Origin of the sequence: Cohnella nanjingensis, from assembly GCF_014212125.1 — a bacterium.
GTDB classification, from domain to species: domain Bacteria; phylum Bacillota; class Bacilli; order Paenibacillales; family Paenibacillaceae; genus Cohnella; species Cohnella nanjingensis.
Genome location: NZ_JACJVP010000045.1, coordinates 9,842 through 25,729, shown reverse-complemented (window position 1 = coordinate 25,729; position 15,888 = coordinate 9,842). Strand labels below are relative to the sequence as shown.

At 63.6% G+C, this 15,888-nt stretch carries 15 protein-coding genes and 1 other annotated feature; all 15 genes read right to left on the bottom strand.

Annotation, left to right across the window (positions count from 1 at the left end; translation table 11 throughout):
• Positions 1–467: 467 nt before the first annotated feature.
• Positions 468–1,172 carry a BofC C-terminal domain-containing protein gene (locus H7C19_RS35555; protein WP_185672123.1) on the bottom strand — a complete coding sequence of 235 codons (705 nt, stop codon included), beginning with the start codon at positions 1,170–1,172 and terminating at the stop codon, positions 468–470.
• 64 nt (positions 1,173–1,236) lie between these two features.
• Positions 1,237–3,579, bottom strand: coding sequence for a LysM peptidoglycan-binding domain-containing protein (locus H7C19_RS26595; RefSeq protein ID WP_185672122.1), 2,343 nt, complete (start codon positions 3,577–3,579; stop codon positions 1,237–1,239).
• A 273-nt stretch (positions 3,580–3,852) separates the two neighbouring features.
• A complete protein-coding gene (gene ilvE, locus H7C19_RS26590; protein WP_185672121.1) occupies positions 3,853–4,734 on the bottom strand; it encodes a branched-chain-amino-acid transaminase in 882 nt (293 codons plus the stop codon).
• 24 nt (positions 4,735–4,758) lie between these two features.
• The gene (gene pheA / locus H7C19_RS26585) at positions 4,759–5,637 is read right to left on the bottom strand and encodes a prephenate dehydratase (protein ID WP_376775445.1); all 879 of its coding nucleotides are present in this window, start codon (positions 5,635–5,637) and stop codon (positions 4,759–4,761) included.
• A complete protein-coding gene (thrB, locus tag H7C19_RS26580) occupies positions 5,634–6,674 on the bottom strand; it encodes a homoserine kinase (protein WP_376775444.1) in 1,041 nt (346 codons plus the stop codon). The genes pheA and thrB overlap by 4 nt, the downstream gene beginning before the upstream one ends.
• A 65-nt stretch (positions 6,675–6,739) precedes the next feature.
• Positions 6,740–8,026: a homoserine dehydrogenase gene (locus H7C19_RS26575; RefSeq protein ID WP_185672120.1), complete on the bottom strand. Its 1,287-nt coding sequence runs from the start codon at positions 8,024–8,026 to the stop codon at positions 6,740–6,742.
• Between the two features lie 44 nt (positions 8,027–8,070).
• Positions 8,071–8,508 carry an ACT domain-containing protein gene (locus tag H7C19_RS26570; RefSeq protein WP_185672119.1) on the bottom strand — a complete coding sequence of 146 codons (438 nt, stop codon included), beginning with the start codon at positions 8,506–8,508 and terminating at the stop codon, positions 8,071–8,073.
• Between the two features lie 173 nt (positions 8,509–8,681).
• Complete coding sequence (gene obgE / locus H7C19_RS26565; RefSeq protein ID WP_185672118.1) at positions 8,682–10,022, bottom strand: GTPase ObgE; 1,341 nt, start codon at positions 10,020–10,022, stop codon at positions 8,682–8,684.
• A 13-nt stretch (positions 10,023–10,035) separates the two neighbouring features.
• Positions 10,036–10,800 carry a Spo0B domain-containing protein gene (locus H7C19_RS26560; protein ID WP_185672117.1) on the bottom strand — a complete coding sequence of 255 codons (765 nt, stop codon included), beginning with the start codon at positions 10,798–10,800 and terminating at the stop codon, positions 10,036–10,038.
• A gap of 294 nt (positions 10,801–11,094) precedes the next feature.
• Complete coding sequence (gene rpmA / locus H7C19_RS26555) at positions 11,095–11,406, bottom strand: 50S ribosomal protein L27 (RefSeq protein WP_185672116.1); 312 nt, start codon at positions 11,404–11,406, stop codon at positions 11,095–11,097.
• A gap of 16 nt (positions 11,407–11,422) precedes the next feature.
• Positions 11,423–11,755: a ribosomal-processing cysteine protease Prp gene (locus H7C19_RS26550; protein ID WP_185672115.1), complete on the bottom strand. Its 333-nt coding sequence runs from the start codon at positions 11,753–11,755 to the stop codon at positions 11,423–11,425.
• Between the two features lie 13 nt (positions 11,756–11,768).
• Positions 11,769–12,080: a 50S ribosomal protein L21 gene (rplU, locus tag H7C19_RS26545; protein WP_185672114.1), complete on the bottom strand. Its 312-nt coding sequence runs from the start codon at positions 12,078–12,080 to the stop codon at positions 11,769–11,771.
• A 12-nt stretch (positions 12,081–12,092) separates the two neighbouring features.
• Positions 12,093–12,197: a sequence feature (ribosomal protein L21 leader region), on the bottom strand.
• 114 nt (positions 12,198–12,311) lie between these two features.
• Positions 12,312–13,547, bottom strand: a complete 1,236-nt coding sequence (locus tag H7C19_RS26540; RefSeq protein ID WP_185672113.1) for an Rne/Rng family ribonuclease — start codon at positions 13,545–13,547, stop codon at positions 12,312–12,314.
• Positions 13,548–13,682: 135 nt separating this feature from the next.
• Positions 13,683–14,558 (bottom strand): M50 family metallopeptidase, encoded by an 876-nt coding sequence (locus H7C19_RS26535; protein ID WP_185672112.1) that lies wholly within the window; start codon positions 14,556–14,558, stop codon positions 13,683–13,685.
• Positions 14,551–15,636 carry a M23 family metallopeptidase gene (locus H7C19_RS26530; protein ID WP_185672111.1) on the bottom strand — a complete coding sequence of 362 codons (1,086 nt, stop codon included), beginning with the start codon at positions 15,634–15,636 and terminating at the stop codon, positions 14,551–14,553. The genes H7C19_RS26535 and H7C19_RS26530 overlap by 8 nt, the downstream gene beginning before the upstream one ends.
• Between the last annotated feature and the right edge of the window lie 252 nt (positions 15,637–15,888).

Genomic DNA, 15,888 nt, shown 5'->3' with positions numbered 1-15,888 from the left:
GGTGGCTAATGTGTGGTAATAAATTACCTACATTTGCGGATGGCGAGCTGGGGCGGCGAATGTGCGGAAATAAACTACCTACATCTGCGGATGGCGTGTTTGTGCGGCGAATGTGCGGAATTAAATTACCTACATTTGCGAATTGCGAGCTGGGGTGGCGAATGTGCGGTAATAATTTACCTACATTTGCGGAAGGTGTGTTGGGGCGGCTAATGTGCGGTAATAATTTACTTACATTTGCGGTCGGCGAGCTGGGGTGGCGAATGTGCGGAGTATGCGAACTGGCGATCTCAACTCTCCATCTTCCACGTTTCCAAGCAATTCGAGCTTCCCAAGCCTGAACTTGAACCTCCGTCGCCGATGCGTCCCGTTCAACGCCAAAAAGGCGCCTTCCGGTCCGAAAACCGCAAAACGCCTCGAAATCCGCCCGCCAACTTTCTCCATCTGCCTCTTGTGCGCCGGCAAGACTATTCAGTCCGCTTCATGACGCCCTGCGCCCGGTTCAAGGCATAATCGCCGTATCGGGTCAGCACGTGATTGTAGGCCGCGCGATCGGTCACGCGGATGCCCTCCGTCAGCTCGCGCATCCGCTCCTTGGACATGCCGCTCTCGAGCGATTTGACGTCCAGTTGGAAAAAGGTGCGGATGACCTTCTCCTTGCGCGGCGGTCCGTCGAACAACGACAAATTGCCGTCGCGGTCCAATCCGATATAAGCGGTCTCGCGGCAGATCGGCGACAGATCGTCGATCGCCTCCTCCATGACGACCCGGCCCGCGCGATCAAACGAAGCGGTCCACTCCCGATGGGCTTTGAGCAGCTCGATCGCTTCCGCCGTCGTGAACCGTCCGAGCTTGCGGGTCTCGTCGCCGCACAGATAGGCGCGGTGCAGCACCACTTCCACGTCGCCGCCTTTGCTCGCGAGCGCGGCGAGCGTCAGACCGCGCGCGGAAGTCGGCGGATCGAACGAGACGGAGAGGTTGTCCGACCATGCAAGCGAAGCGACGTCTCCGTCAGGAGACGTCTCCGCGGGCCGGGTTCCCGACTGCTGGACCGCCAGGGCGAGGGCGACGACCGCCGTCAATACGGCGGCCGTCCATATTCCTAACGTCAGTATCGGGCGACGGTGGCGTTTGAGTCGTTTTTTCAGCTCTTTGATGCGAAAACCGAACACCGCAATCCCCTTCTTTGCTTTTTTCCTATTGTTGCCCAGGGGATTCGGCGCTATGCGTCAGGGATTACCATTTGATCCATGGAAGGCTTTCCTTGCGACGCGGAGCCGAGGCGCGGGCTTTCGGCTTCGCCTTTACTTTGGACACCGTCGCCTTCTTGGATGCCGAGGCGGCAGGCGCCGGGTCCGCATCGACGGCCGAACGCTCATCCTGATCGTCGTCCTGCGGCTGCGAAGCATCCGGATAGCCGCTTACCGGGTAGCCGCCTCCGTAGTAAGGTCCTGCATAGCCGTAGCCTTGAACGCGGCCGTCATAGCCATAGGGCTGGTGCGAATAGCCATACGGCTGCGCGTAGGCCTCCATGCCGGTGGAGGCAGGCGATACGGCCGTGCCGTAACCGCTCGGCCCCATAGAGGCAGGCGATACGGCCGTGCCGTAACCGCTCGGTCCCATGGAGGCAGGCGATACGGCCGTGCCGTAGCCGCTCGGTCCCATGGAGGCCGGCGATACGGCCGTGCCGTAACCGCTCGGTCCCATGGAGGCCGGCGATACGGCCGTGCCGTAACCGCTCGGTCCCATGGAGGCCGGCGATACGGCCGTGCCGTAACCGCTCGGTCCCATGGAGGCAGGGGATACGGCCGTGCCGTATGCCGACTCAGGCATCCCTGTCGCCGCCGGCGATACGGCCGTCGGATAGACCGGCGTTCCGGCGCAAGGATGGCACTCTCCGCCCGGCCAGCCGATCGGTTGGATGGGCAGCGCCCCGATGCCGCCGATGTGCGTGTCGCCCAGTCCGCCGAGCGAAGCCGGATAGCCCGGGATGCCGCCGATGTGCGTAGGACCCAGTCCGCCGAGCGAGGCCGGGTAGCCCGGGATGCCGCCGATATTCGTAGGTCCCAGTCCGCCGAGCGAGGCCGGGTAGCCCGGGATGCCGCCGATATTCGTAGGTCCCAGTCCGCCGAGCGAGCCCGGAATGCCGCCGATATTCGTATGGCCTAAGCCGCCGATCGAGCCCGGGATGCCGCCGATGTTCGTGTCGCCCAGGCCGCCGATACCCGGCATGCCGTGCGCAGGATAGCCGTATGACGGCCCGGTTTGCGCGGGGGACACGACCGGATAGCCGGGAGCCGTGGAGACTGGCGAGACCTGGGTGGGCGCTTCGTAGCCATATCCATGACTCGAAGTGGACGCCGGGGAGACTTGGGTCGGGCTTTCGTATCCGTAACCTTGGCCTGCGGCGGCAGCTGGAGACACCTGCGTCGGGCTTTGACCGTACCCGTATCCATAGCTCGCCGTGGACGCGGGAGAGACTTGCGTCGGGCTCTGGCCGTATCCGTATCCATACCCTCCAGCGGATGCGGGAGAGACTTGGGTCGGTTGCTCATAGCCGTAACTGTGGCCATAGCCGTGCATGGCGGCCGGCGAGACGGCCTCCGGCGCGTAGCCGTAGTGCGATGCGGCAGGCTGAGCCATGGCTTCGACCGCCGGAACCGGGAACTGCTTGAACAGATCGATATTCTCGCCGTATTCGGCCTGTTGCGTCGGATAGCCGTGATGCGTCGGATAGCCGTGATGCGTCGGATAGCCATGGTGCGTCGGCTTGGGCAGGGTGACGGGATACGTCGGCTTCGGCGCCGGCAGGATCGGCGCAGGCGGCACCTCCACTTCGATCTCCATTTCCAGCTTCACTTCCGGGCTCGGTTTGACTTCCGTGATCGGCTTCACTTCCGTGATCGGCTTCACTTCCGTGATCGGCTTCACTTCGGTACTCGGTTTGACTTCCGTGCTCGGTTTGACTTCCGTGATCGGCTTGACCTCCGTGCTCGGTTTGACGTTCGTGCCCGGCTTCACCCCGGTGTGAGGCTTATTGGTCGGCAGCCAGCCGGTGACCGTGTCGTGAACTTTCGACGCGATGCCGCCGATATGGCCTACGAGGTGGCCGCCATGATGTCCTTCATTGGCATGATGGTGGCCGCCATGATGTCCTACATTGGCATGATGGTGGGCGGCATGGTGTACGCTCTCGACGTGCATTCCCTGTCCTGCGGCGCCTTGCTCCGCGGTTGACGTTCCCGCTTCGGCAACCGGGAGCTTCGGAATATTGACGACTTCCCCGGTCAGGAGCGCGTTCGGATTTTTCAACTGCGGGTTCGCGGCGATCATATCCGCCAGCGGAATTCCCCAGGCTTTGGACAGCTTCCACAGCGTGTCGCCTTGCTGTACCGTGTGTTGGTGCGCGACCTCGTACGCCGGTTTGGCCGGCATCGGTATCTTGATCTTCGTTCCGACCGAGATCTCGTTCGGATTCGCGAGCTCCGGATTGGCCGCGACCAGCTCTTCCAGCGGAACGCCGTACTTCTTGGCCAGAAGATACAGCGTATCCCCGCTTTTGACGATATGGATCTTCACTCGGTTCCCTCCTGATGGCTAGACTTCACGTGCGGGCGATCGCCCTCGCGCAATCCCTACATCCTATGCAGGAGTTAGGCGTTTGACATCCCTGCGGCAAAAAAAGCTGGGCAAACGTTCCGTGTCTTGGCGGCCCGCTTTTCCCCGCGTTTGTCCGCTTGCTTCCGTCCCCCGTTCCGTCTCCCGCCGGCCTGGCATACGGCGCCACGCGGATCTGCGGCCGCCCAAGAAAAAGAGGCGTTCCGCATCGGGAACGCCTCTTCGCCTCGCCTCTTATTCGTAAACCTTCACGCCGTCGACGGTCACCAGCTTGCGGAACTCCGCGAGCAAGCGCGTCGTGACCGGTCCCGCGCGGCCTTCGCCGATCGCGCGGCCGTCCACTTCGCGTACCGCGATCACTTCCGCAGCCGTGCCTGTGAAGAACACCTCGTCCGCCGCGTACACGTCATGCAGCGTGAACGGCTCTTCTTTGAGCTTGTAGCCGAGCCGCTCGCACAGCTCCATGATCGCGCCGCGCGTGATGCCTTCGAGCGCGCCGATGTAGCAAGGCGGCGTGTAGACGACGCCGCGCTTCACGACGAAGATGTTGTCGCTCGATCCTTCGGCCACGTAGCCCTGGGCGTTCAGCATGATCGCTTCGCCTACGCCCGCTTGATTGGACTGGATCTTGACGAGCACGTTGTTGAGATAATTCAGCGACTTGATCTTCGGGTTCAGCGCGTCGGGCAGATTCCGCCTGGGGCTGACGGAGACGGATCGCAAGCCGTCACGGTACGCATCCTCCGGATAGATGGAGAGCTGCTCGACGATGATGACGACGTAGGCCGCGGGACAGCGCAGCGGGTCCAGTCCGAGATTGCCGGGACCGCGCGAGACGACGAGCCGGATGTAGCCGTCGCGGAGTCCGTTCTTGCGGATCGTCCCGACGAGCGCACCCTGCATCTCTTCGCGCGTGAGCGGGATGTCCAGCATGATCGACTTGGCCGAGTCGTACAGCCGGTCGAGATGCTCCTTGCAGCGGAAAATGTTCCCCCCGTAGATCCGGATGCCCTCGAAGATGCCGTCTCCGTACAGAAATCCGTGATCGTACACCGAGATTTTGGCGTTTTCTTTGCTGACGTATTCTCCGTTTAGATAAATCCATTGCTCCGCCATGCGATAATGGCACCTCCGAACGTATTATCCTTCGAAAGGAAAGCTGGGATACGATCCGAGAATGCGCACCTGACAGCCGATCGCTTCGATCTCGGCGATGGCCGCGGGCAGCAGCACCGTGTCCAAAGACATGTCGATGTCAATCCAGAAATAATAACTGCCTAGCTTCTTCTTCGTCGGGCGGGACTCGATCCTCGACAGGTTGATGCGCCGCCAGGAGAAGGCAGCCAGCACTTGATGGAGCGCGCCCGGGTAATCCTCCGGCAGCGTGATCAGGACGCTCGTCTTGTGTCGCGTCGCCGTCTCGGATTCGTAGGCCCGATGGCCGACGAGCAGGAAGCGGGTGTAATTGTTGTCATGATCGGTGACCGCTTCTTCCAGGACGTCCAGTCCGTTATCCGCGGCGGCCGTCTTCGTGCCGATCGCAGCCCAGCCCCGTCCGGGATTCTCGCCGACCGTCCGGATCGCTTCGGCGGTGCTGCTCAGCGTCTCGAGCTCCGCATGCGGAATGCGCGACCGCAGGAACTCGTAGCACTGGGCCATCGCCACCGGATGGCTGATGACCTTGACGATCCGCGCAGGATCCCAGCCCGCGCCGCCTTCGGCGGCGAGCTCGTCGGCGCGCCCGACCAGGTTCTGAATGGCGGGGAATACCCATTCCGCCCGAATGGGCAGCTCCACCTCGTGGACCAGCCAATCGGTATGCAGGCTGACCGAGCCGTCGATCGTATTCTCGATCGGGATAACGCTCCAGTCCGTGCGGCCGTTGACGGTAGACTTGAAGACGTCCGCGATCATCTTATGATACACGAGGTTCACGGGCTCCCCGCGGAAAAAGTAACGCGCGGCTTCGTCGGAAAACGTACCCCTCGGCAGCGCGGCGGCGGAAGGCAGCTTCGTCATGCGCGCACCTCTCGCCCGCGCGCCGCCAGCACCTGATGCGGCTCGCGGCCGTAATCCGGCTCATGGACGCTGATCGCCCGCACCTCCGGACCGTCCAGGCACGGCTCCAGCCAGCGCAGCGACACGGCGATGCCCTCGGCTGCCATGACTTCCGTGACGAACCGCTCCAGCTCGCCGGGCCGGCCCGCGCCCGCTTCCGCGAGCAAGAGCAGCGTCGGACCCGCGCCGGACAGCACCGCGCCGAGCGCGCCGTGATCGGGCGCTTCGCGGAGGATCGTCTCCATGCCGGGAACGAGCGCCGCGCGATACGGTTGGTGAAGCCTATCCCGCAGCGCGTGCTTCAGCACGTCCAGCCGCCCGGTGGCGAGCGCCGCGGTCAGCAGCGCGCCGTGAGCCACGTTGAAAACGGCATCGCCTAACGGCACTTCCCGGGGCAGCACGTTCCGCGCATGCTTCGTCGACAGCTCGAAGGCCGGGATCGCGACGAGCGCCGCCAGCCCGGCCGGCGGATCGAAGCGGACGGCTTCCGCGCGGGAGCCGTCCCAAGCGGCGGCGACGATGCCGCCGAAGAGGGAGGCTCCGACGTTATCGGGGTGGTTCTCCAGCGCCGTCGCCATCTGGAACAGCGTATCCGCGGAGAGCGGATCGCCGATCAGCGCGTTCGCGGCGACCAGCGCGCCGACGATGGCCGAAGCGCTGCTGCCGAGCCCCCGCGTCAGCGGGATGTCGCTGCGGATGCCGATCGCCAGCTCCGGCACCTCGCGGCCCGCGCGCGCGAACACCGCTTGCGCCACCTCGTAGACGAGATTGGACTTGTCCCGCGGAACGCCTTCGAGGTTATCGCCGTACAGCGTGATCGTCGTCTCGGCGGCCGGCCGCAGATCGATCCATTCGTACAGAGACAGCGCCATGCCGAGCGTGTCGAAGCCCGGTCCGAGATTCGCCGTGCTGGCCGGCACTTTTGCCACGACGCGGTCGCGGAGGACGGCCGCTTCCGTTCCTCCCGCGTCCGCGGCGCTCATTCGTTCGTTGCTCATCGTGGAACTCCTTCCGTTATCGCCATGCTATTCGGTTCGGGACGTCCGCCGCGGAGGGCGCGCCGTCAGCCTTCGACCCGGTAGACGCTCTTGATCGTCTGCACGGAAGACAGCTCCGCGAACGCCTTCAACACTTCGTTCATGGACGCCTTGCTGACCGCGTGCGTCGAGATGATGAGCTCGGCGCCCTTCTGCCCCGGCGTCGCCGGCTGCATGACGGATTCGATGCTGACGTCGTATTGAGAGAAGACTTGCGCGATCTGCATCAGGACGCCCGCGCGGTCTTCGACGTGCAGCAGCAGGAAGTACTTGGAGGCGATCTGCTCGTCGGTCTTCAGCTTTTTCTCCTTGTAGGAGACCGAAGCCTGGCGCCCGTTGACGCCGAGCTTCATGTTCTTCACGACCGCCACGAGGTCGGCGACGACCGAAGTCGCGGTCGGCAGCTCGCCGGCGCCCGGTCCGTAGAACATCGTCTCCCCGACCGCTTCGCCGTGAACGTATACCGCGTTGAACACGCCGTTCACGGAGGCGATCGGATGGCCGCGCTTCACCATCGTCGGCTGGACGCTGACGCTGATGAAGTCGTCCTGCCGCTCGGCGATGCCCAGCAACTTGACCTCGTAGCCGAGCTGGTGCGCGTACTGGATATCTTCTTGCGTCACCGAGGAGATGCCTTTAACGTCGACATCCTCGAGCGATACGTTGGCCCGGAAGCCGATCGTGGCGAGAATCGTCATCTTGCGGGCGGCGTCCAATCCCTCGACGTCGGAGGTCGGATCGGACTCGGCATAGCCGAGCGCTTGCGCTTCCTTCAGGACGTCGGCATACGCGGCGCCTTCCTGGCTCATCTTGGTCAGAATATAGTTGGTCGTCCCGTTGACGATCCCCATGATCTTCGTGATGCGGTCCGACGAGAAGCCCTCGATGAGCGTCCGGATGATCGGAATGCCGCCGGCTACGCTCGCTTCATAGAAGACGTCGCAGCCTTTCTCCTTCGCCTTCGCGAGAATCTCCGGCCCGTGCATCGCCATCAGATCCTTGTTCGCGGTGACGATGTGCTTGCCCCGCTCCAGCGCTTCGAGCATAATCTCCTTCGTGCTGCCGATGCCGCCCATGACCTCGACGACGACGTCGATCTCCGGATCGCGCACGATCTCCCACGGATCCTCCGTCAGCTTGCCATGGTCCACGGATATGCTGCGCGCCTTGGCGCGGTCCTTGACCAATATCTTAGAGATGACGATCGGGGAAGCGACCTGCCCTTGCAGATCCTCCTGGTGTCCTTCGACGATCCGGACGACGCCCGTGCCGACCGTTCCTAATCCCATCAATCCCACTTTCACCGGCTTCATGTCTGTTCTCCTCCGCTTCCTACTAGTCGGCCTTGCCCGGGCGGTCAACTGCGCCCCACCACGGTCGTTCGCTTGACGCCGTCGAGCGCCTTGAGCTTCTCCAGCAACTCGGTCAACGTTCCGTTCAGCGTGGACGTGTCGATCGTGACGACCACGTTCGCCATGCCCTGCAACGGAATCGACTGCGAGATGGTCAATACGTTCCCTTCGTTCACCGCGAGCGCGCCGAGCACCTTGGACAGGACGCCCGAACGGTGCTCCAGGTCGAGCGACAGGGTCGCGATGCGCTCCCTTGCCGCCTGCTCGAGGAGATAGACGCCGTCCTTGTACTTGTAGAAGGCGCTCCGGCTTAAGCCGACCTTCTCCGCCGCCTCGTGCACGGTGGCCGCATCGCCCCGGCGCAGGAGCTCCTTCGCCTGCTCGGTCTTGAGCATGCCTTCGGGCAGCAGATCCTCGCGGACGACGTAATAGCGCTCCGCCATCTTCCGTCCTCCCAAGAAAGACGTTTGTGTGTATATAGTGGACATTATAACGGAAGCAACGCCAGGCGGCAATAGTCATTTCCCCGCAATGACCGATCCCGGAGCGAGACGCGTCCCTGTCGGCTTCATCAAAAAACCGACCCCGCGAAGGGTCGGTTCGTAGCGCGCGACGCTTATTCTTCCTCGTACAAGTAGTCGTCCGAGCCGCCCTCGAAGAACTCGAATTCGAACTCCCCGATGCGGATCGTGTTGCCGTCCTTGGCGCCCCGCTTGCGAAGCTCCGCGTCCACGCCGATCTTGCGCAGAATGCGCGCGAACCGCATAACCGCCTCGTACGAGCCGAACTGCGTGCGCCGCAGCAGACGTTCGATCGATTCGCTCTCCACGACGTACACCTCGTTGTCGCGGGAGATCGTGAACTCGTGCTCTTCGCGCGGCTCCATCCGGTAGACGACGCCTTCGGCCTCCGCTTCATCCTGCGCCTGCTGTTCGGCGATCTCCGCCGGATCGGGCAGCGACTCGAGCAGCTCCGCCACCCGGTACAGCAGCTCGGGCACGCCTTGACGCGTGAGCGAGGAGATGGGCAGGACGGCGATGTCCGGGCGGACTTCGGCCAGCTTGTCCCGGAATGCCGCCAGATTCTCTTCCGACTCCGGCATGTCCATCTTGTTCGCCGCGACGATCTGCGGACGCTCGGCCAATCGGGCGTTGTAGAGCTTCAGCTCTTCGTTGATCTTGACCCAATCGTCGAACGGATCGCGCCCCTCCATGCCGGACAGGTCCACGACGTGGAGGATGATCCGGGTACGCTCGACGTGCCGGAGGAATTCATGTCCGAGGCCGACGCCGGTATGCGCGCCCTCGATCAAGCCCGGCAAGTCCGCCATCACGAAGCTCCGGTCGTCGCCGAGCTCCACCACGCCTAGGTTCGGCGTGAGCGTCGTGAAGTGGTACGCGCCGATCTTCGGCCTAGCGCCCGATACGACCGACAGCAGCGTCGACTTGCCGACGCTCGGGAAGCCGACGAGCCCGACGTCCGCCATCACCTTCAGCTCCAGCGTCACCCAGCGCTCTTGCCCTTCTTCGCCGTTCTCGGCGATGGCCGGCGCGGTGTTGACCGAACTCTTGAACCGGGTGTTGCCGCGTCCGCCGCGTCCGCCCTTCGCGATCACGACGGCTTGGCCGTGCTGCGTCAGATCGGCGACCATCTCGCCGGTGTCGTCGTCGTAGACGATCGTCCCCGGCGGCACCCGCACGATCATGTCGTCCGCGTTGGCGCCGTGCTGGGACTTGTTGCGTCCCTTCTCGCCGCGCGGCGCCTTGAAGTGCTTCTGGTACCGGAAGTCCATCAACGTGCGCAGGCCCTCGTCCACCCGGAAGACCACGTCTCCGCCGTGGCCGCCGTCGCCGCCCGCGGGTCCGCCTTCCGGCACGTACAATTCTCTGCGGAACGCGACGAGTCCGTCCCCGCCGTCGCCGCCTTTAACATAGATCTTCGCCTTGTCTACAAACATGATGCGATCACTCTCATTTCCGTCCGGCGTCGAACGTGAGGGCGAACCGGCGGGCCGTTCCCGGCCCTTCGACCCCGGCCGTATCGCGCTCCGCTTCCCATCGTCCCCGTCCGTCCAATACTTTCGTTACGTCTTGCGCAAGGCTGTCTTCCGCAGCCAGCTCGCCTTGGTAGGCCGCTTCGACCCGCAGCGCCTCCGCGCCGCCCGAGATTCGCAGAGCGAGCACGTTCTGCTCGCCGTAAGACGCGACGGCCCGAAAGCGGAATGCGTTAATGAGCCCGATGACCGACTGCGCGAACGCTTCGGCGAGCGGGTCTTCCTTGTCCAGTTGGACGCCGTCCTCGACCGATACGTCGAGACGCAGCGTGTCGCACATCGTGCGGAACGACAGCACGTAGGACGCCAGCTCCGCGCTCCCGAGGCGGGAGATCCGGCTGTCCTGGTCCATCCGTTCCCTTATTCTGTCCACGATCGCCACGGCTTTATCGAGCTTCTGCAGACGCAGATAACCGTACAAGATTTGCAGTTCGTTCATCCAATCGTGCCGATGGTGGCTCAGCGTCTCGATCGCGGACCGCTGCGCCCGCGCGAGCATCCGCTCCGTCTTGGCCCGTTCGGCGCGGCGTTCCGCCGCGAGCCACGCGCCGCCCGCGGCCGCGGTCCACAGGACGAACAGCGCCAGAGGCCAGACCTGGTCCCGCCATGCGAAGACGCATGCCGCGGGCGCCAGCAGCGAGATTGCCGCTCCAAGCCGCCATAGGGTGTTTTTCCCAGACATGATTAAGCTTCCCCGTTTCGTTCGTTCCCGACTCAAGCCGGTTCCGGTTCCTGCCGCCAATCCCCGCCAGTATATCACGAACCGCGCCGTTTGGTTGTCGGATAGACGATTTTAGTGCTTAAGCATGAATCCGATCATGGCGCGCTTGCCTAGCCGCTCCGGCGCGTTCGTACCGGTTCGAGGCCTGTCCCGCGCGGATCGGAGACGGTTCGGCGGGAGGAGGGAGAACCCGACACCTCCCCGAATCGTGCAAAAACCCCGGCCACTTCGCTGGCCGGGGTTCTGGATGACGGATTAAGCTTCGAGAGCGGCAGCGACAGGCGCTTGCTCGACCGGATAGACGCTCACTTTCTTGCGATCGCGTCCCCAGCGCTCGAACTTCACGACGCCTTCCACTTTCGCGAACAACGTGTCGTCTTTGCCGATGCCGACGTTGTTGCCCGGATGGATCTTCGTGCCGCGTTGGCGCACGAGGATCGTGCCGCCGGTGACGGCTTGGCCGTCAGCCCGCTTCACGCCGAGGCGCTTCGATTGGCTGTCGCGTCCGTTCTTCGTCGAGCCTACGCCCTTCTTGGAAGCGAACAACTGAAGATTCAGTTTCAACATGGGTGTCAACCTCCTTCTATGCGAGAGTATGCTTGATTCTCACGTGCTTGCCGTATTGATCCGCGATCGATTCAAGCGCGACGACCATGCCCGCGAGCAGGAGCTGAAGCTGTTCGTTGCGGTGCGTCTCTCCGCTCTCCGGCATGCTGGCCGACAGAAAGCCCGACTTCATCTCGGCGTCTGGGACGATGCCCGTCAGCTTCTCGATGGCGTTGACCGCGCCGACCGTTACGGCCGACACGCCCGCGCAGACGATGTCCTTGCCGGGGTCGTCGTACTTCGCGTGTCCGGTGACGGAGAACCGCTTGATCCGCTCGTCTTGGTCCCGATAGATCGTGATCGTAATCATCTGGGCGTCCCGCTTAAGCCTGGATGGATTCGATCGTCACTTTCGTGTACGGCTGACGATGACCTTGCTTCTTGCGCTCGTTTTTCTTCGGTTTATAGTGGAAAACGATGATTTTCTCACCTTTAACGTGCTTCTCGACTTTGCCCGTTACGGATGCGCCAGCCAGAAGCGGCGTGCCGGATACGAAGCCTTTGTCATTGGATACGGCCAGGACCTTGTCGAACTTCACGCTGTCGCCTTCGCTGGCGGAGAGTTTCTCCACGAAGATCACGTCGCCCGCTTGGACCTTGTATTGCTTGCCGCCGGTTTCGATAATCGCGTACATATTGTGCACCTCCTCGTGTCTAAGACTCGCCTCATGGGGTGCCGGATGTCGCAGCTTCGCGTTACGCCAGGACAGCGCCGATCTTCCAAACCCGGTGGAGTGCGGTTGTAGCCTGCAATCTCGGGGATGAGCCCATTGCACGCACTATGGTAGTTTATCATACTCGCCCGATGAATACAAACCTTATTTGCGGCGCGCAGCGCATACGCCGGGACGCGGGAGGACTCCGCGTCAACGCACGTAGATCTTGCCCTTGCCCTTGCAGGAAGCGCACGTGTCGTAAAAGTAGCTCATCACGTCTGCCCGCGTCTTCTTGCGGGTAATCTCGAGCAAGCCCAGCCTTGTCCAACCGACGACCTGGCACTTGGTCCGATCGCGGCGGATGGTCGCCTCGAGACGCTGCACCACCTGCTGGCGATGCTCGTCGGTGTCCATGTCGATGAAGTCGACAATGACGATGCCGCCGACGTCGCGCAGGCGCAGCAGACGGGCGATCTCTGTCGCGGCTTCCAGATTCGTGCGGAATACCGTCTCCTCGAGGTCGACGGAACCCGTGTACTTGCCGGTGTTCACGTCGATCACGGTCAGCGCCTCGGTCTGATCCCAGACGAGATAGCCGCCGCTCTCCAGCGAGACGCGGGGCTGGAACGCCTTGTCGATCTGCTGCTTGATGCCGAACCGTTCGAAGATCGGCGCTCCGTCGGCATGCAGCCGCACCCGGCCTTCCAGCGTCGGCGCCGTCTGCCGCAGATACGCGCGCGCCTCTTCGTACGCCTTCGGGTTGTCGACGACGAGCTCTTCGATCTCGGGCGTGAACACGTCCCGCACCGTGCGCTGCACGAGTCCGAAGTCCCGGTGGAGCGCCGCGGGCGCTTCCTCCCGGTCTCCCCTCTTCGCGATGTCGCGCCAGACCCGCCGCAGCGCGGCCAAGTCTTCGGCGAGCGATTCGCGCGGCTCGCCCTCCGCGTTCGTCCGGAGAATAAGGCCTTCGCCGGGCTCGCGCAGCTCGTCGGCCAGCTGCTTCAGCCGGGCGCGTTCCTGTTCCTGCTCGATCTTCTTGGAGACGCCGACGTAGTCGGCATGCGGCATGTACACCAGGCAGCGGCCCGGCAGGGAGTAGTGGGTGGTGACGCGGGCGCCTTTGCCGCCGAGCGGCTCCTTCATGATCTGGACGACGCGCTGGTCGCCCGGCTTCAGGAGGTCCGCGATGGAGGGCTTCGTCTTGGGCTGACGGTCCAGGTGGGGATGGAGGACGTCGTCCACGTAGAGGAACGCGTTCTTGGGCAATCCGATATCGACGAACGCCGCCTGCATGCCCGGCAGCACGTTCACGACGCGCCCGATGTAGAGATTGCCGACCAGGGATGTCCCTTCCGATCGTTCGACGCTGAACTCGGTCAATCTGCCGTTCTCGAGCAGCGCCGATTGTGTCACGTTGCGGACGCAGTGAACGAAGAGCTGCTTCATGCCTACCTCCCGTCGCGAGACTTTTTCAGTCATGCAGAAGGAATAAGTGTTGACGCCTATTCCGATCTGTTTGACCTACGATAAAAACGTCTCGCCCGCTTTCAATGGCGGCGAATCCGCCTTTTACTTGCTATTCTACATGAAAAACCGCAAATCCGCATGTCCGTTTGTCAAACTCCCGAGAAAACCGTCGATCAGTTTCCCCTCGGGAACGACGCGCGAGACGCTGCCCCGGTTCATCACGTAGACAAGATGGTAGCGTTCCTTCATGAGCAGCCGGACGACCGAGGACAGCGGTCTCTGGTCGGAGACGACGATCGGCTGGGCGAGCGTGCCGCCGTCGATGCGCGCCTCCGAGCGCTTCGCCCGGTGAACGAGAAACCGCAGGAAGACGAAGGGGACGTTCCGCAGATAGGTCCAATTCGAAGCGCACAGGAACAGGCCGATGACCAGCAGGTTCAGATGAAGAAGCCCGCCTCGCGTCAGCGGGTACATGGCCGCGCAGACGACCGCGAAGCTGAACAGGAGGCTGATCCTCGCGCTCCACAGCAGCGTCCTGTGGTACGGGATATGAAGGCTGAACCCGGCTTGCAGCATCCGGCCGCCGTCCAGCGGCAGAATGGGCAGCAGGTTGAACAGCGCGATCAGCGCGTTGGCCGCGATGAAGTCGCCGGTCCACAACGGGTCGACGAGCCCGGCTTGTCCGAAGAGCCAGGCCAAACCGGCCAGCGCCGCGTTCTGCAGCGGACCGGCGAGCGCGACCAATACTTCTTCCTTGGCCGGCACGGAGCCCGCTTCCTCGACCTCGAGCACGCCGCCGAACGGGAGCAGCTTCACCTCCCTCACCGTCCAGCCGAACCGCAGCGCCATCAAGAGATGGCCGAGCTCGTGCAGCAGGACGATGCTGAACAGCGTCCCGATCTCCGCGAACCGGCCCGTCAGGACGGATAGCAGCATCAAGAGGACGAAAAGCGGATGAAGGCGGAAGACGATGCCCCGGATTCTAATCAAAGGGCACCACTTCCGCCGGATCCAACGTTTTGCCGTTCTGCTTGACGGCGAAGAAGAGCAGGCCTTCGCCGCCCGGCTTGCCGGAAGCGGGCGCGAGCGTCCCCAGCGCCTGCCCCGCCTCCACCCAATCGTTCGGCTTCACGTCCGGTTCGCTCACGCTCCCGTAGACGGTCACGACCCGGTTCGCATGCTGGACGAGGATGGTCGCGAGGCCGCCCGCGTCGAGCGTCACCTGCGTCACCCGGCCCGTATGGACGGCGACCACCGGGCTTCCGGCGAGCGCGGCGAGCCGCACGCCGCTCCCGCTCTGCGCGAACGTCTCGAGCACGCGGCCTTCGACGGGCGGCACCGTCTCTTCCCGGCTCCACTCCGCGCTGACGGCTTCCGCGTCCGAGGTGTGCCGGAACGCGGGCAGGAACGACGGCGAGCCGCCGAACGTCTTCTCGTACCAAGCCTCCGCCGCGGCGAAGTCCATATCGCGCGTGACCGCCTGGGACAGCCACGTCTGGGCGGCGTCGCTCCCCGGCAGCGCGAGCCGGAACCAGCCCCAGGCGCCGGCGAACAAGAGCAGCGCCAGCACGGTCCGAATGAGGAATCCGCGCGCGAGCCTGCGGATCGGCATCGGCCAGGGGGAGAGCTCCGGACCGGAGCCGCCTCCGTTCCGCCCGTTCGTCTCGCCGTACCAGGGGGCTAGCCGGGGGGCGCGATCCGTCGCGTGCGGGAGACCGGACAACGTGCCCGATGGCCCGGAGCCGTGCGACGGTTGCCGATCCGCCGCTTCGATGCCCGTCCCGCCGCTTGTCCGCTCTTGGCCGTAGGACGGCGCGCCGCCGCTCCGCAAGACCCCGCCGTTACCTCCTCCAATGCCGCCTATGCCGCCAATGCCGCCGATCCGGTCCCAATCTCCCCCGTTCTCCCGCTGGAGGCGCTGGCGTTCCTTCCACCACAGCTCCGGATCGTTCTCAACCGCGTCCAACGTCCGGACCGCAGGACGGTCGTTCGGTTGCAAATGCCGACGGACGGATACAGGCTCGTTATGTTCCGGCCCACGGCCGCGGGCGCTTTTTCGCACGGGCATCGCCTTTCTCCTCCCTTGTCCTTCCTTTCTACCACGATATGGCGCGTCCGCCGCATTTAGACCAACCTCGTCTCCTTCGCCGGCGCCTTCCGGGTCGACGGCAAAAAACACGCATGACCTTACCAGTTCACAGGCTCTTATGAAAAGTTGCGACAGGCTAAAAGGATCGCACTGCGGCGAATCCGGCCTTTACGAGCTGCAACGATAATATCTACATGGCCTATCGGATTTTTATTTGGCGGTAAGCGGACA

Excerpts from the sequence above, each read along its gene's own strand:
- H7C19_RS26530 (WP_185672111.1), bottom strand. The coding sequence starts at position 15,636 with ATGCCCGTGCGAAAAAGCGCCCGCGGCCGTGGGCCGGAACATAACGAG.
- thrB (WP_376775444.1), bottom strand. The coding sequence starts at position 6,674 with ATGAGCAACGAACGAATGAGCGCCGCGGACGCGGGAGGAACGGAAGCG.
- H7C19_RS26560 (WP_185672117.1), bottom strand. The coding sequence starts at position 10,800 with ATGTCTGGGAAAAACACCCTATGGCGGCTTGGAGCGGCAATCTCGCTG.
- obgE (WP_185672118.1), bottom strand. The coding sequence starts at position 10,022 with ATGTTTGTAGACAAGGCGAAGATCTATGTTAAAGGCGGCGACGGCGGG.
- H7C19_RS26575 (WP_185672120.1), bottom strand. The coding sequence starts at position 8,026 with ATGAAGCCGGTGAAAGTGGGATTGATGGGATTAGGAACGGTCGGCACG.
- H7C19_RS26550 (WP_185672115.1), bottom strand. The coding sequence starts at position 11,755 with ATGATTACGATCACGATCTATCGGGACCAAGACGAGCGGATCAAGCGG.
- ilvE (WP_185672121.1), bottom strand. The coding sequence starts at position 4,734 with ATGGCGGAGCAATGGATTTATCTAAACGGAGAATACGTCAGCAAAGAA.
- rplU (WP_185672114.1), bottom strand. The coding sequence starts at position 12,080 with ATGTACGCGATTATCGAAACCGGCGGCAAGCAATACAAGGTCCAAGCG.
- H7C19_RS26570 (WP_185672119.1), bottom strand. The coding sequence starts at position 8,508 with ATGGCGGAGCGCTATTACGTCGTCCGCGAGGATCTGCTGCCCGAAGGC.
- pheA (WP_376775445.1), bottom strand. The coding sequence starts at position 5,637 with ATGACGAAGCTGCCTTCCGCCGCCGCGCTGCCGAGGGGTACGTTTTCC.
- rpmA (WP_185672116.1), bottom strand. The coding sequence starts at position 11,406 with ATGTTGAAACTGAATCTTCAGTTGTTCGCTTCCAAGAAGGGCGTAGGC.
- H7C19_RS26540 (WP_185672113.1), bottom strand. The coding sequence starts at position 13,547 with ATGAAGCAGCTCTTCGTTCACTGCGTCCGCAACGTGACACAATCGGCG.